This window comes from Shewanella psychrophila, from assembly GCF_002005305.1.
GTDB classification, from domain to species: Bacteria; Pseudomonadota; Gammaproteobacteria; order Enterobacterales; family Shewanellaceae; genus Shewanella; species Shewanella psychrophila.
In genome coordinates, this window is record NZ_CP014782.1 from 4,899,316 (window position 1) to 4,914,044 (window position 14,729).

The 14,729-nt window shown below is 44.3% G+C and carries 11 protein-coding genes and 1 pseudogene; 2 read left to right on the top strand and 10 right to left on the bottom strand.

Annotation, left to right across the window (positions count from 1 at the left end):
- Positions 1-83: 83 nt before the first annotated feature.
- The 6 genes from luxS to sps_RS21255 form a co-directional block, all read right to left on the bottom strand.
- Entirely contained in the window at positions 84-593 is a 510-nt protein-coding gene (gene luxS / locus sps_RS21230; protein WP_077754322.1) for an S-ribosylhomocysteine lyase, read from the bottom strand.
- Between the two features lie 183 nt (positions 594-776).
- Entirely contained in the window at positions 777-1,868 is a 1,092-nt protein-coding gene (locus sps_RS21235) for a TRAP transporter substrate-binding protein (protein WP_077754323.1), read from the bottom strand.
- Positions 1,869-1,902: 34 nt separating this feature from the next.
- Positions 1,903-3,228 (bottom strand): TRAP transporter large permease, encoded by a 1,326-nt coding sequence (locus tag sps_RS21240; protein WP_418346774.1) that lies wholly within the window; start codon positions 3,226-3,228, stop codon positions 1,903-1,905.
- 38 nt (positions 3,229-3,266) lie between these two features.
- Positions 3,267-3,803 carry a TRAP transporter small permease subunit gene (locus sps_RS21245; RefSeq protein WP_077754325.1) on the bottom strand — a complete coding sequence of 179 codons (537 nt, stop codon included), beginning with the start codon at positions 3,801-3,803 and terminating at the stop codon, positions 3,267-3,269.
- A 266-nt stretch (positions 3,804-4,069) separates the two neighbouring features.
- Positions 4,070-4,369, bottom strand: coding sequence for a BolA family protein (locus tag sps_RS21250; protein ID WP_077755806.1), 300 nt, complete (start codon positions 4,367-4,369; stop codon positions 4,070-4,072).
- Between the two features lie 146 nt (positions 4,370-4,515).
- The gene (locus sps_RS21255) at positions 4,516-5,169 is read right to left on the bottom strand and encodes an alpha-ketoglutarate-dependent dioxygenase AlkB family protein (protein WP_077754326.1); all 654 of its coding nucleotides are present in this window, start codon (positions 5,167-5,169) and stop codon (positions 4,516-4,518) included.
- A gap of 158 nt (positions 5,170-5,327) precedes the next feature.
- Between sps_RS21255 and sps_RS21260 the strand changes: the two genes are divergently transcribed.
- A complete protein-coding gene (locus sps_RS21260; protein ID WP_077754327.1) occupies positions 5,328-6,590 on the top strand; it encodes a methyltransferase in 1,263 nt (420 codons plus the stop codon).
- 419 nt (positions 6,591-7,009) lie between these two features.
- Here the strand turns inward: sps_RS21260 and ltrA are convergent, their stop codons facing one another.
- On the bottom strand, positions 7,010-8,482 hold the full coding sequence (ltrA, locus tag sps_RS21265; RefSeq protein WP_077754328.1) for a group II intron reverse transcriptase/maturase: 1,473 nt from the start codon (positions 8,480-8,482) through the stop codon (positions 7,010-7,012).
- A gap of 700 nt (positions 8,483-9,182) precedes the next feature.
- Positions 9,183-10,221: pseudogene (locus sps_RS21270) on the bottom strand (IS110 family RNA-guided transposase).
- Positions 10,222-10,650: 429 nt separating this feature from the next.
- On the opposite strand from sps_RS21270, the gene sps_RS21275 reads away from it, so the two are divergent.
- Complete coding sequence (locus sps_RS21275) at positions 10,651-12,348, top strand: acid phosphatase (protein WP_077754329.1); 1,698 nt, start codon at positions 10,651-10,653, stop codon at positions 12,346-12,348.
- Between the two features lie 568 nt (positions 12,349-12,916).
- On the opposite strand, the gene sps_RS21285 is transcribed toward sps_RS21275, so the two are convergent.
- Both sps_RS21285 and sps_RS21290 read right to left on the bottom strand, forming a co-directional pair.
- Complete coding sequence (locus tag sps_RS21285) at positions 12,917-13,480, bottom strand: porin family protein (protein ID WP_077754331.1); 564 nt, start codon at positions 13,478-13,480, stop codon at positions 12,917-12,919.
- A gap of 342 nt (positions 13,481-13,822) precedes the next feature.
- Positions 13,823-14,683, bottom strand: a complete 861-nt coding sequence (locus sps_RS21290; protein WP_077754332.1) for a sterol desaturase family protein — start codon at positions 14,681-14,683, stop codon at positions 13,823-13,825.
- Positions 14,684-14,729 lie beyond the last annotated feature (46 nt).

The following is a 14,729-nucleotide window of genomic DNA, read 5'->3' on the forward strand; positions in this document are numbered from 1 at the left end:
GTTAACGAGTTAACATCAGTCAATAAAAATAATAGCAGGCATAAAAAAAGCGGCTTAGCCGCTTTTTTATGCCTGCATCTGAATCACAAACCTTTCAAAATGTCATCGCTGAGCTTTAGCTCGTCATTCTTATTAACGCTTATCCCAGAAGCAATTATCGACCGTGCAATCCCCTTAGCTTGCTCCAAAGAATGCATGTCATAAGTGCCACATTGGTATTCATTGAGCTCGGGGATCTCAGATTGCTCGGCGACTTTCAGTACATCATTCATTGCCGCTAACCAAGCCTCGGCCACTTCCGCCTCGCTAGGCGTACCTATCAGGCTCATATAGAAGCCAGTACGACAGCCCATGGGAGAGATATCGATGATTTCAACAGACTCGCCATTGAGGTGGTCACGCATAAAGCCAGCGTAAAGGTGCTCTAAGGTATGTATGCCCCGCTCACTTAAGATATCTTGATTCGGCACACAGAAACGCAGATCAAATACTGTGATTGAATCACCGTTAGGCGTCTTCATGGTTTTCGCCACACGAACCGCAGGGGCCTGCATGCGAGTATGATCGACGGTAAAGCTATCTAATAATGGCATATCTACTCTCCAAATTTGTAGGGCATAGGTAAGGCTTAACAGCTTAAAAGCATTCGCCTTATTTTGTTTTTTGGCATTCTAGCATAAGGCTATGACACTATGAGCAGTCTCGATAGTACGAAAAAACATATATGAGTCTGAACAAGACTAGTGTGTTGATAATTCTCTTCTCCTAAATTAGAACTACTGCCTTAATCTACTATAAGCATCTTCCGAGATCAGGTGATATTTTCTTACCCCGGCTTGATACTCCATATAAGCATCATAAACTTTTTTCATGGTGTCATCTTGCTGGGACTGCTCTTTTATTACCACCTTAGATACCTTAGCTAACGCTTTCATCACTTCATCTGGAAATTGTTTAATGATGACATCATGTTCATTGATGAGTGACTCCAGTGCTATCACATGCTTGCTGGTATATTCATCGAGCATATCTTGGTTAATCGCCCGAGAGGCAACCCTGACGATAGCCTGTAGATCCCCAGACAAGTTGGCGAATGCCTGCTTATTGATAATAAACTCAAGGGTGGTGCCAGGTTCGTGCCATCCAGGATAATAGTAGAACTTAGCGGCCTTATGTAAGCCGAAGGCAAGATCGTTAAATGGCCCCACCCATTCGGTTGCATCAATGGCCCCAGTTTGTAATGCGGTATATAGCTCACGACCTGGTAATGTGACGGGCACACCACCAACTCGCTTAAGTACTTCTCCCCCAAGTCCTGGCAGGCGCATCTTAAGTCCTTTGAGATCTGCCATAGAGTTAATCTCTTTATTAAACCAGCCCCCCATCTGTACCCCGGTATTGCCACCAGCTAAGGGTAAGATCCCAAAAGGCTCATAAACTTCCTCCCAAAGCTCCATGCCACCGCCGTAATGCAGCCAGCCATTCATCTCCTGAGCATTTAACCCAAAGGGGATCGAAGTGAAAAACTGCGCCGCAGGCGTCTTGCCCTTCCAATAATAAGCCGCACTATGCCCCATCTGCACTGTACCTTGACTGACGGCGTCGAACACCTCGAAAGCAGGCATAAGCTCACCGGCACCATAAACCTTAATCTTGAGCCTGCCATTGGACATTTCATCCACCAGCAGTGCAAATCGCTCTGGCCCCATGCCAAGCCCCGGAAAGTTCTTAGGCCAGGAAGTCACCAATTTCCATTCGATAGCTTCAGCCTTAGCAGTATCGGTAACACTTACCAGCTTGCTCTCCCCGCCACAAGCATTGAGAAGCAAGCCCGTCATTACAATCAAGACTAACCTTAATTTGCTCATATTTTATTCCTTTTATCTGACAATCCATAAACACTCATCGATATATGACACTAGGTAGCCAAGTAACTACCCCTGGCCACACACTCAAAATCAGCATTAACAGCAGCTGTATAATCACGAAGGGGATTACTCCCCGATAGATTTGACCACTGGTTACCAAGTCTTTTGTCACGCCTCTTAAATAAAACAAGGCGAAACCGAAAGGAGGTGTTAAAAAAGAGGTCTGTAAATTCACTGCGATCATGATCCCAAGCCAAATAGGGTCTAATCCCATACTCAGTAAAATAGGGGCTACCAGAGGCACGACAACGAAGGTGATCTCGATGAAATCCAGAATAAATCCAAGCAAGAAAATCACCAACATAACCAAGATAGTGGCACCGATAACGCCTCCGGGCATACTGCTAAACACTTGGTGTATGAGCTCCTCTCCCCCCAGTCCACGAAAGACCAGAGAAAAGATAGATGCGCCGATTAAAATCAAGAACACCATAGAAGTAACTTTAGTGGTGCTTAACATCACCTCTTTAAGTATCGAAACAGACATCTGCCGTTTCATTAATGCGATAATCAGAGCACCGAATGCGCCGACAGAGGCGGCCTCTGTCGGTGTAGCGATTCCAAACAAAATCGAACCCAATACCATAAAGATGAGTAATAAAGGTGGGACCAGCGCTCCGAAGGTTTGCAATATAAAGGCAAGATCTACTCGCTTGGGCTCTATTGGCTCGGGAAACTGTTCAGGCTTAAAACGGATCAGCAATAAGGTATAGAGACAATACAGGGCGAGTAATAGTAGCCCCGGCAGTAAAGCCCCGGCAAAGAGATCGCCAACCGACACAGATTTCGGGCTAAAAATCCCCATCTGCAATTGTGCCTGTTGATAGGCATTAGAGAGCACATCACCGAGTAAGACTAACGCGATAGAAGGCGGAATTATCTGACCTAATGTGCCAGTGGCACAAATAGCACCGGCGCTAAAGGCGGGATCGTAGCCACGCTTTAATAAGCTGGGCAGCGACATCAGCCCCATGGTAACCACTGTCGCGCCGACAATTCCGGTGCTGGCAGCCAACAACATGCCGACAAAGAAGACACTAAAAATAAGTCCGCCACGAAACCGGCCAAATAACTCGGCCATGCTAGTCAGAAGCTGTTCGGCAACTTTTGATTTTTCAAGCACTACGCCCATAAACACAAATAGAGGTACTGCCATCAAGATGGGATTATTTATCACGCCATACAGCCTATTAGGCAAAATGCCTAATAGGCTAGTGTCGAAGATGCCAAACAGGGAACTTACCCCAGCGAAGAGTAATGCGACCCCGGCTAAGGTCAGTGCCACCGGGTAGCCAAGCATCAAGACCAAGCAAACGACAATAAAGAGTACAATGGCCACTATTGCTCTCCCCCGCGCTTGCCGTCTTTCCCATTAGCTAAATCACTGTCACCCCCCTTAAACAGCGCTAAACCATGGCGAACCAGCTCAACAGTCCCCTGAAGTAATAAACTAACGACCAATAACAGCAACAGACTCTTCTGCAGATACACATAGGCTAAGCCACCCGCTTCCACTGAGCTTTCCCCGACTCTCCAGGATGCTAAGACATAATCGAAACTTGAGTAAAGGATGAAGAGACATACAGGCAGCAACAGAAATAACGTCCCGAGAAAGTCCACCCAATGACGGGTGCGAACGCTAAAATTACGGTAAAAGATATCAACCCTGACATGGCCATCATGTTTCAATGTATAGCCAGCGGCTAAGGTAAACACGGCCCCATGCAGGTACAAGGCCGACTCTTGCAACGCCGTAGCGCCTGTATTGAAGGCATAGCGCAATATCACTACCGCGAGTGTCATCAATACAATAAATAAGGTACACCAGCTCACCCCTCGGCCAATCAGCTCGGTTATCTTCTCTAGTTGATTCATCCCTTCTCAACACTAAAAATACATCTAACACATTGATAACAGAATTGTTGCGATAGATAAACAAAAGCTTGTGATGAGATAAAGGGATACGGGAGGAGGCAAGGGTCTAGGCAGGTAAGTGGTAAGTGGTAAGTGGTAAGTGGTAAGAATGATATGATCGCAATAAGTGGACAGGGGTTAATTTATTATTTCAAAGCTTATGGGACTCATTTATAAATCAGAGTCCCAAATTTAGCTGCCAGGCTTCGTCATCTGGAGCTTTGCTTTTAGCCTCTGCACTTTGGAGAGTCGGGGACATTTGACTCTGCAAGCCACTCTTCGGGCGTAAACGTGTGCATAGATAAGGCATGTAAGCCATTAGCGAACTCATCGGCTAGTGCTTCATTAACAGCTCTGTGTCGGCCAAGTAGGCGTTTACCCTCGAAGGCCGCGCTCGTAATTATTACCTTAAAATGCGTCTCTGAATTTGGAGGAACATGGTGATTGTTACTCTCGTTGATCACTTCCAGGTGACTCGGCGATAAAGCCTGAGTGAGTTTTTCGGTAATGAGTTGCTCTACTGACATAGGGATATTCTCAAACATGCAAAATGCGATGGCGGCAGGTTAATACCTTAGCCACGAAAGATCAATGTTTGCCACACATTTCAACCCTTTCTTAATAACCGCCTAACCCTCTATAACCTCCAATAAAGCTCTAAGCCGAATAAGCGTTAGTCAAAATAACCAGATATCACTCGCCTGAAGGTATAATTAATCCTAGACTCAGTGACTTTCATGCGCTTGGGTAAGGCATGATCCCACCTGTCTTGCATCGGCCAATGCATCAACAAGAGATCACCCGATTGCAGTGCAAAGGTGTGCTTATTAAGAGTGACCTTATCTCTGATGATAAAGTCTCGGGTCGCACCCAATGTAATAGAAGCGATATCACTACCAGCTGAAAATTCCGGTTCATTATCACAATGCCAGCCCATGGACTCCTTGCCATCGACGTAGCGGTTAACCAAGACGCCGTTGGACTCTAGATTAAAGTCACGCTTGAGTTTCAATCTTAACCTGTCCGCATACTTAGGCCAGGGAAGCGCCTTAACCATTAAGCCAGAATACTTGGTATCGCAGCCCATATCTCCGAACCAGGCTTGAGATCTGGGTATCCGATGCCGTTTACCATATACCTCGATTTCCGGTGATTCGAACGGATAGCCCTGCGCCTCTTTGAGTAAAGCATTTTGCTGTTCAAGATTAAGATAGCCCTTGATTAGCGTCACAGGAGCTGCAAGCCTATGAGCATCAGGCAGTTTATTATCTACCTCAGTATTTATTTCAGCAGGCTTATCTGCATTGCTAAAGCTCTGTTGTTTCATCGTCTATTTTCCAGACTTGGAAACGGCTGACATCTAAGTCTAGACTCCTTGAACGTTAAATCTGCAATAGCTTGGCGCCGACACTCATTGATCATATATACCTCAAACGTTAAATCTGCGATAATGCGCGCCCTCATTTTATTGGTACAGTTTGACTTATGACAACTCAATTTTCAGTAGCGGATATCGAACTTGAATTACATCGTTATCCAAGTGAACAGGAATCTAACCTACAGGCATGGGATGCTGCGGATGAACACCTGATCAAGCATCTGACGGAAATTGAGCAGACAGCTGTAACCACGGCTATCATCAATGATAACTTTGGTGCACTAACGGCTAGCCTTCGCGCTATCGACAGCCAGTGGCCACTGTTATTAGAAACTGACGCCAAAACCAGTCAATTAGGTACCCAGCAAAATTTAGCCAAGAATAAGCTCAGTAGTGAGAATATTCAGTGGATGAATAGTCGCGAAGCACTACCAAGTTCAGTTGAACTGGTATTAATGAAGTTACCTAAAAACCTGACCTATTTCGCGCACCAGCTTAACCGATTATCTCAGGTTTTACCTCAGGGAACACAGATACTCATTGGCGCAAAAGCAAAATCTATCAACAAGTCACTACTTGAAGTATTTGCCAAAAACTTAGGCACGGCAACAGCTAGCCTTACCTGGAAAAAAACCCGAGTAATAACCTGTATCAGCGATGGCAAGATTCGCTCCCTTCCACACGGCGTCAATTGGTTGATTCCTGAGTTGAAACTAGAGCTCAGTAACCTAAGCAATGTCTTCGCCGCCAACAAGCTGGATATCGGCGCTCGCATCATGTTGGATAACATGCCTAAGGGGGACTTCACCTCTATCATAGATTTAGGTTGTGGCAATGGTGTACTGGGTCTGCATGCTAAACAAATCTTCCCTAAAGCTTATATTCATTTTATAGATGACTCAGAGATGGCTGTCGAGTCGGCAAGACAGAACTGGGTCCTCAACAACTTAGATACTGAAGGTCTAGCGGGAGAACAAGCCACCTTCGGCTGGGATGACTGTTTAACCCACCTAAACGAAGGCGTGCGCCCGGACTTAATTCTGTGCAACCCACCTTTCCATCAAGGCGAAGCCATTACCGACCACATCGCCTGGCAGATGTTTCTTCAATCTTGGCGCGCACTGAAAAATGGCGGCATATTGCATGTCGTTGGCAACCGTCATCTGGCTTATCACGTCAAACTGCAACGTATCTTTAAGAACTGCACCACTGTTGAGTCCAACGGTAAGTTTGTTATCTTGCAGGCGCAGAAGATCAGCAAGAAAGCCGAGACTTTTGAGACAGAAGGATCTGAAACTAGAAGTGAGTCCAGTGACTCTCAACCGAGCGAACCACACCCACAGAGTGGGCTTTATGGTGAAAAGAAGTAACTTGTCCAATAACAAGTTTTAAGTATCTTTTGGTTTCATTAAGCTGAGTTGGTATTTGGTTTTATGCTGAATACCATAGCTGCATTTTTATCTATAGCCTGCCGTGGGTGCTGTACAGGATGTACCAATGTCATGATCACATGGATGTGAATGAACGACCTTAAGGGCAAACACTTCTGCGACACGCCGCTCTCTCTATCAACGGAAAGGTCCCTGACAGCATCCATGCTGTCGAAGGTCACAGCCGCGTTTACACCTGAGTATTTATCTTCGATTTGAGTTTATTTTTCTAAGAGAAGCCTGTGGGAATCTAACTCGTTTGTGTCGGATAGGCGGCACTTGTTACCAAGAACCGGACGTGCAACTTTCACTGCATACGGCTCAAGCCTCCACTAAGGCGTATTCTGTTACCCAGCACCTTACATAGCAGCCAAAACAGGATCAAACCAAGAGTTTCTGCCTTCCTTTGCCCGTTTCCGCTTACTTAAGTAAGCTTCGTATTCGGGGTCGTAAGGTATGGCTGCGCTCCTGATTTTCACATGTCTCTTTATCGGCGTTTGAGCTATCTGAACCAGATTAAAATGGCAGTCCATGTTGGCAATCTTCTGCCAGCCGTGGAATTGCCACCCACCTATGCGATTCATGTAGTATTTTCGACGTACCCAGTCTTTGCTTTTCGTTGGGTGACGCCTTACCGCCCATCGCCATAACAGCCAGAAAAGTTGATGCCCTACATAACCGAAAACTTGCTTTGCAACACAGTGGCGATAATAGTTCGCCCATCCTCTCAGTTTCGGATTCAATATTTTGATTAAATCGTTAACGGGGATTGTTGGATGTTTTCTGATGAATTCACGTAGATTACTCAAAAATGATAGAACGTTGCTCTTGCTCGGTTTAATGAGCAGTTTGCCTTTGTACTTTCTAAGATTGAATCCCAGAAAGTCAAAACCATCATCGATATGAGTTATGTGCGTTTTCTCATCAGAGAGTGTTAAGCCTCTTTCCTGTAGAAAACCAATTAGCTGCGGCTTGATTTCATTAACGAGCACTTCCTTCGAAGAACCTGTGATAACAAAATCGTCTGCATATCCGACAAAGTTGACTCTATTCCCTGCTTTACAGGCAATAGACTTAACCAACCGCTCTAATCCAGCCAGCGTGAGCAACATCAGCGTTGGCGAGATTATCCCGCCTTGCGGTGTTCCTTCTGCTGTTTTGTAGAACAATCCTTTATCAACATAACCACATCCAAGCCATTGTTTCAGCATTCGTTTATCTAATTGAATGTTATCGATGAGCCATTGATGACCTATCTTATCGAAACAAGCTTTGATGTCACCCTCAAGAACCCATTGGCTAGAGCGCTTCATACATAAACATTTGAAGCACTGTGCAATTGCATCTGCTGCGCTTCGGTTAGGTCGAAAGCCATAGCTATTGAGGTCGGCTACCGTTTCAGAAATAGGCTCCAAGGCGAGAAGATGAAGCGCTTGTTGCGCTCTGTCTATCATGCAGGGAATGCCTAAAGGTCTGAGCTGGCCGTTTTTCTTGGGGGTGTAGATACGCCTGAGCGGTTTGGCATGATAGCCTTTTCGGCTCAGTTGATTGACCGCACCTAAACAACGAGCATCACTGTTCCAAATGATCCCGTCAACGCCTGGTGTTTTGCTGCCTTTATTTTGAGAAACTCTTTTAACAGCAAGCAATTTTGCTGATTTAGAGTGGGGAAGTATCCACTGCAAGGATTTCGCTCTGCCGCGTTTACCTTCTCGGGTGGCTTTTGCAATGCGCATTTGAAGCTTTAATACATGTTGCTTAACCACTTTCCAGTTAATGGATTGCCATTGAGCATTGTCAGGGGATGCACTAACTTCGATTGAAGCCATCATTTGCGTTTCTCCTTGAATAAAGTTCTTCAAATCATCTTGCAACGGGAGACCAGCTCGAAGTGGGCCCACTTTCGTGCCAGACATAAGTCTGTATCCGTATCATTACAATGCGGCATTCGCTTTTTCTAGCCTCCTTTACCTGCATTACTATCGGCAGCCTTCGCAGGCCACTTTCCCTAAAGGGAGCAATACAGGCTTACCCTGTTCCGTATGTCGCGCAATGTCAGGGTAGATGCCCACTATAGTGCGGAGAGTTATTTGATCACGAAAGAGCACTGTCCAATCTCTTTCCAACTCTCGTGCCTTTTGGCCACAGCGTATTAACCACTTCCGCTGTTTCTCATATAACGCACCTTAAATGGATTCACTTACGTTCATCATACTGACACCCTAGCACTTACCCGATTGTGATTATCAGGAAGAACGTCCTCTCACGATTCAGTTCCCATTCGGCATAAGCCAAATATCGTTACATTGTCAGACTCGCTTATGTAGACTCCCCACTGTCAACAACAAAATGTGTTATCGATGAATTAATGCGTGCTTATGTACGAGCTCTAATAGGGTAGCGAACCCAGGCTCTATGATATTTACGCGGACCAGTAAACAAATCTACTTTACGAGCTTAATGCTCTTTGCGAGTCACTGTTTTTACTGGTTGATTTTCATCTTCGATTAAGCATTTTATTGTTTGAACGCGTTAAGAGGTCAATATAATATTGGCTTTGTATTCAGTGCCTTGAGTTAACATTGCAAAAGCGGTTCTTACGGTTTTATTAGCCAAGGTCACGGCGGCGCACTTTATGCCACGCCTATCGACTAAGTCTTGTATCCATTTTTCTTTACAAGTTTAGCTTCCCGTTTATTAACGTGCCTAACACTCGCTGCCGCGCCAGTGATTAGCTGACTTCGTATCACAGTGTTTTTAACATGTTTACCTATCGAGCCTAACTTGCTTTTACCTCCGCTAGAATGTTGCAGAGGGGTTAACCCTATACAAGCGGAAACATCTTTTCCTCTAGTAAAACAACCTAATTCTGCACAGCCCAAAGCAATATACAAATTGATAGCATTTATTGGCCCAACACCTTCTAGTTTCAGTAACTTTTTGCATTCAGGATGGGTTTCAATTGATGCTTCTAGGCATTCATCATAGGTTACAAGTGTTTCTGCGACCGTTAAATACAGTTTCCAGGCCTCATCTAGTGCTTTTCTAAATTCATGTGAGAAACCATTGCCAGCATCTTCAAGGGTCGATTCTATCGCGCCCCGTAAACCACCGTTACGATTGCTTGAGTTGATATTAAACTCGGCTAATAATGCAATAAGTTGGTTGCTGAGCGCTGTTTTTGCTTACTGCAAAGCTCTCTTAAACGCATCGTCGACTGAAGTTGTTGCTGCTCGATTGATTTCCCTGAAATGAAATTAACATCGGGCAGCAAAGCAGTTTGAACAATCGCTAAAGCATCATTCTTGTCCGTTTTTTGGGATTGCCTCACTGAGGCGACGAGTTTGGCAGAAATAAGCTTGGCGTCGTGCCCGTAAAGTAAGGCTTGCTGTTTCCAATAACTTGATGTTTCGCAAGCTTCAAATACCACCGTCATAGGCTTTGAGTTAGCAAGGAATAAGATAAATTCATCAGGTGTCATTTCTTCATTAGAACGCACTGTACGGTTTGTAGTTTTACAAACTTGAATTACTTTCTTCGCTAAATCGACACCAACAATCGTATTTTTCATAATGGACTCCAACATGTGATGATACAAATGTAAGGTACACCACAGGGTTAAGTGTGGGGAGTCTAATTATCTACTTTATTCAGAGCCATAGGGTCATCTGGTGATACAGATGGTTCACTCTTATTCGCGGTGAACTGCGCTTCATACGACCTCAGGTCGCACGGACAAAAGTAAGTTAGTGTATTCGGTCTAATTAAGCTGACATTGATTAGAAAAAGTAATTTAGTTTATTCGAAAGCCCTAATTCACTCCAAACTGTTTACCCTTTCCGGTTAAATTTCACTCTGGCTCGATTTATTTGTTATGTGATTACGCAAGCGAACCTCAAACAACAATACAGCTTATCCGACATATTGATTGGTTATGTTATTTTCACAATAAACTTTTATTCTGTTGTAAGCTCGTATTCTTTACCGAATAGAAATATGAATGAAAGATAACAACAAAGATGACAGCATGGCACTTTCAGATGAGCAAGAACATCACCTCAGCCGCCGCAGTTTCCTCACTGGCGTGGCCGCAATAGGTGCTGGTGCATCACTGAGTGCATATGGCATGAATGTTGGTGATAACGTCAAACTTAATAAACGTCAGTTATCACCATCTGAACTAGATAAAGCCTTGGAAAAACACGTTAAAAACATTGTAGTCATCTATGCGGAGAACCGAAGTTTTAATAATCTTTTTAGTGATTTTCCTGGTCTTGAAAACCCCTTGTCATCATTTAAACCTGAGAATTCACGGCAACGAGATCGAAACGGAAGTCTACTTAACAAGTTACCACCTGTTTGGGGAGGAGTTTTGCAGATGGGGCCACAAACCCTTGACGGGGTCACTTACCCTAATGCAACCCAGTTTCAAACTGATTTAGCCAATGCACCTTTCGCTCTAAAAGGCCCCTGTGGAGAGGATTTGCCTTTTGGTTTAGTGACAAGAGATTTATGCCATGTGTTTTATCAAAATCAGATGCAAATCAATGATGGAAAAAATGACCACTTTGTCGCATGGGCAGATTCTGGAGCGTTAACTATGGGTCATTATAGTCAAAGTCGCTATTCACTACGCTTATGGGATGTCGCTAAAGAATATGTATTGTGTGATAATTTTTTTCAGGGGGCATTTGGCGGATCTTTTCTTAACCACCAATACCTAGTCAGTGCAGCAGTGCCCTTTTACCCAGATGTTCATAACTCTGTTGCAAAAACACAAATAGCAACACTGCAAAGTGATGACCCCCTCGATACTCGCCTTAAACCGTTACTCAAATCACCCGCTAGCGCAATGGATGGAGCACCTCAGTTTGGTCCCAGCGCTTTAACTCCTGATGGCTATGCGGTCAATACCATGGCCCCCCCTTATTGGCCAACTTGGATGCGTGATCCGAAACTTCCTGATTATGCTAAACCTGATAATCCTAATACACTGGTTGCACAGTCCCATGAACACATAGGTGATAAGCTATCAAAAGAAAATATAGAATGGGCTTGGTATGCTGGAGCTTGGCAGGCAACACTCGATCAATTTAAAGGCTCTAAAGGCATTCCTAAAATCCCAAACTTTCAATATCATCATCAGCCATTTAATTACTTTAAAGCACAAGGTCCCGCACATCCTATTGAGCGAAAAAAGCGCTTACGCGATGCTGGTTTGGGCAATGACTCTAGTAGTAACAAATTTTTCAAAGACGCAGAAGCTGGTGAATTACCAACGGTTACTTTTTATAAACCCCAGGGGAACTTGAATATGCATGCCGGCTACACTGATGTAGCTTCTGGTGATCGACATATTGACCGTGCACTAAAAGTATTACAAGAGAGTCCCCAATGGGAAAATATGATAGTGATAGTCACGACCGATGAAAATGGTGGTTGGTGGGATCATGTTGCACCGCCAAAAGGTGACCGTTGGGGACCAGGCACTCGCATTCCGGCCTTGGTTGTGTCGCCTTTTTCTCGTAAGGGAACGGTGGACCATACACTTTACGATACCGGATCTATTCTTCGCTTGATTACTCGAGTGTTCAAATTGGAGACACTTGATGGTATCAAACAACGTGACGATAAAATGATTGCTCGTGGTCAGGAACCATTCGGGGACTTAACCAACGCGCTGCACTTTCCGATTTGATTCATACAGTGTTTTCGAGTAAGTGTTCAATATAAGACGGACCTTGCCGGTCGCGATAAAACCTGCATCAAGTTCAGCCCTACAGAACAGATGAGTAGTGATCCATAGGTATCACTACTCATCGTACGCTCTAAGTGACTGGTGTCGATAAGCACAGCTGAATGAGGAGCAAAGAAGTCGTAGCTAATTAGGTAGTCCTCATGTTTTAAATTGTTTACTGGGAAGGTTAAATAACCTTTTTTTGAAGAACTCAGTGTAGATAAGGCTGTGAGCTTCCAAAACAGGGCCAATTTTGTTCCATACAAAATTTGGCACTTCCTCCGCTGACCCATAAGGATATGGGAAATGTCTTAAAAGCGTCTGGAACACTTAAGACCATGGAGGTCAGAAGTACTCTTATAGAATCAAGAGCCGACGTTTCGCAGAAACTTCTCAAAATAAAATGCACATAAGTGCGCCACAGGCGATAGATAACAAGAAAGGTATGACTTTCATCACACCTCCCCAATGTCAACTCATCCAGAAGCTAAACCACAACAATGTCACCTAGCTTCATTCGAAGGTTAAATTAGAATTGATAACTCATGCCGATACTGAAATTTTGTACGATGAGCTCTTGGATTGGCACATACTGGTATTCCAGGTTAAGGCCCAGTCCAGATTGAAAACGTATTCCCCAGCCTACTGCACCATAGAAATCGGTTCCGTCTGTTTCAATACTCTTTGTGGTGCCACTCCCGAAAATACCTGTAACATCATAATTAAGCTGGTTGGCACTGGCACCTAACTTGGCATAGAGGCTATTACTTTCAGACAGCGGGACTTGACCATAAATGGCCGCGCGCACACCTTTATAACTGATATTATTGACCGTAGTGAGTATGTCCGTAAATGCGCTTGCTATACCACCACTACCACTGAATACACTCCCCTCTATACCAAAGTTATCATTGAGCATATATCTGTAATAAACATCGATGCCAACACTGTCTCCGCCGCCGTACTTTTCACCACTGTCGGCCTCAAAGTCTTGGCTACCATAGCCAATATTCCCGCCAATAATATGGTTAGACTCACCAGCCACCGCACCAAAACTCAAAATAGATACAATCACTATAGATAACAATTTCATACAAATCCTTTTCCCTAAAAATGGTCATAAACGCCACAAAAGTGGCAAAAACCAAACAAAAACAAACCAACAACACTGGTTTAACAGCCGATATACTAGGCGTCTAAACTGTACCTAAGCTGAACAAAGGGATAATAACTCATACATCTGTTAAAGATTGGTATAAAAAGCTAACTTTACCTTTTGTATTCGTTAAATAAACATCTTGTGTAAATTTGGCGTTGGACTTATATCGGTTGGTATTAGCTGTATATTTAGAAGCTGTGTATTAGAGGCTGTGTTGTTGCGGCAGTTTTGAGGAAAGCCATTGAGTGGAGGTCAATGGCTTGTAACAACTAATGATTAAGGCTCATCATTGCCCTGTGGCGGCAGTAACAGATGACCCAAGCGCGCCTTCAATGACAGTCCAGGCGAGAACGCTTCAGTGAACATAGACTTCCATTCACTGAAAGTGACCACTAGCGGGTTAAAGCTATTAATGGGCTTAGTGATGCCATACTCTACCGTCTCTTCCTCTTTGGCATAAGTGCCAAACATGCGATCCCAGATGATCAGCACGCCAGCATAGTTCTTATCTATATATTGAGGATTACGACCATGGTGCACTCTATGATGCGACGGTGTATTGAATATCCACTCGAATGGGCCTAAGGTTTTGACCGCTTGGGTATGGACGAAAAACTGTAAGCCCAAATTGAGCAAGACCACAAACACCACCCAATTAGGATCGAAGCCCACCACCACTAACGGCAGCCAGAATACCCACATTCCGGCTAGTGGATACATCAGAGATTGTCTGAATGCGGTGCTGAAATTCATATTTTCCGAGCTATGGTGGGCAACATGGGCAGCCCACATCCAACGAACCCTGTGACTGGCACGATGGAACCAGTAGTAACAGAAATCCTGGGCTATCATGAGTAGCACAAAATTGATGGCATTCATCTCGATATCAAACAAGCGCCAGCCAAAAAATATCAGATAGAGTTTAGCTATCAATAATCCCGTTAAAATATCCGCCCCTTGATGCATCCCGGCCAGACCGAAGTTACACAATACTTCAGGGAGATGATAGCGGGCAGTATGGGGGAGCTTCCTTCGCCTATCACCCAGATACCATTCCAGTAAGATGCAGATAAAAAAGATAGGTGCCAGCACGATAAGCAACATCTCAGGGTGGGCGATAAGTGTACTAAATTCCATCAGAATTCCTTTCTGTTATTTTTATTCTTATTTTCTTTAAAACGGA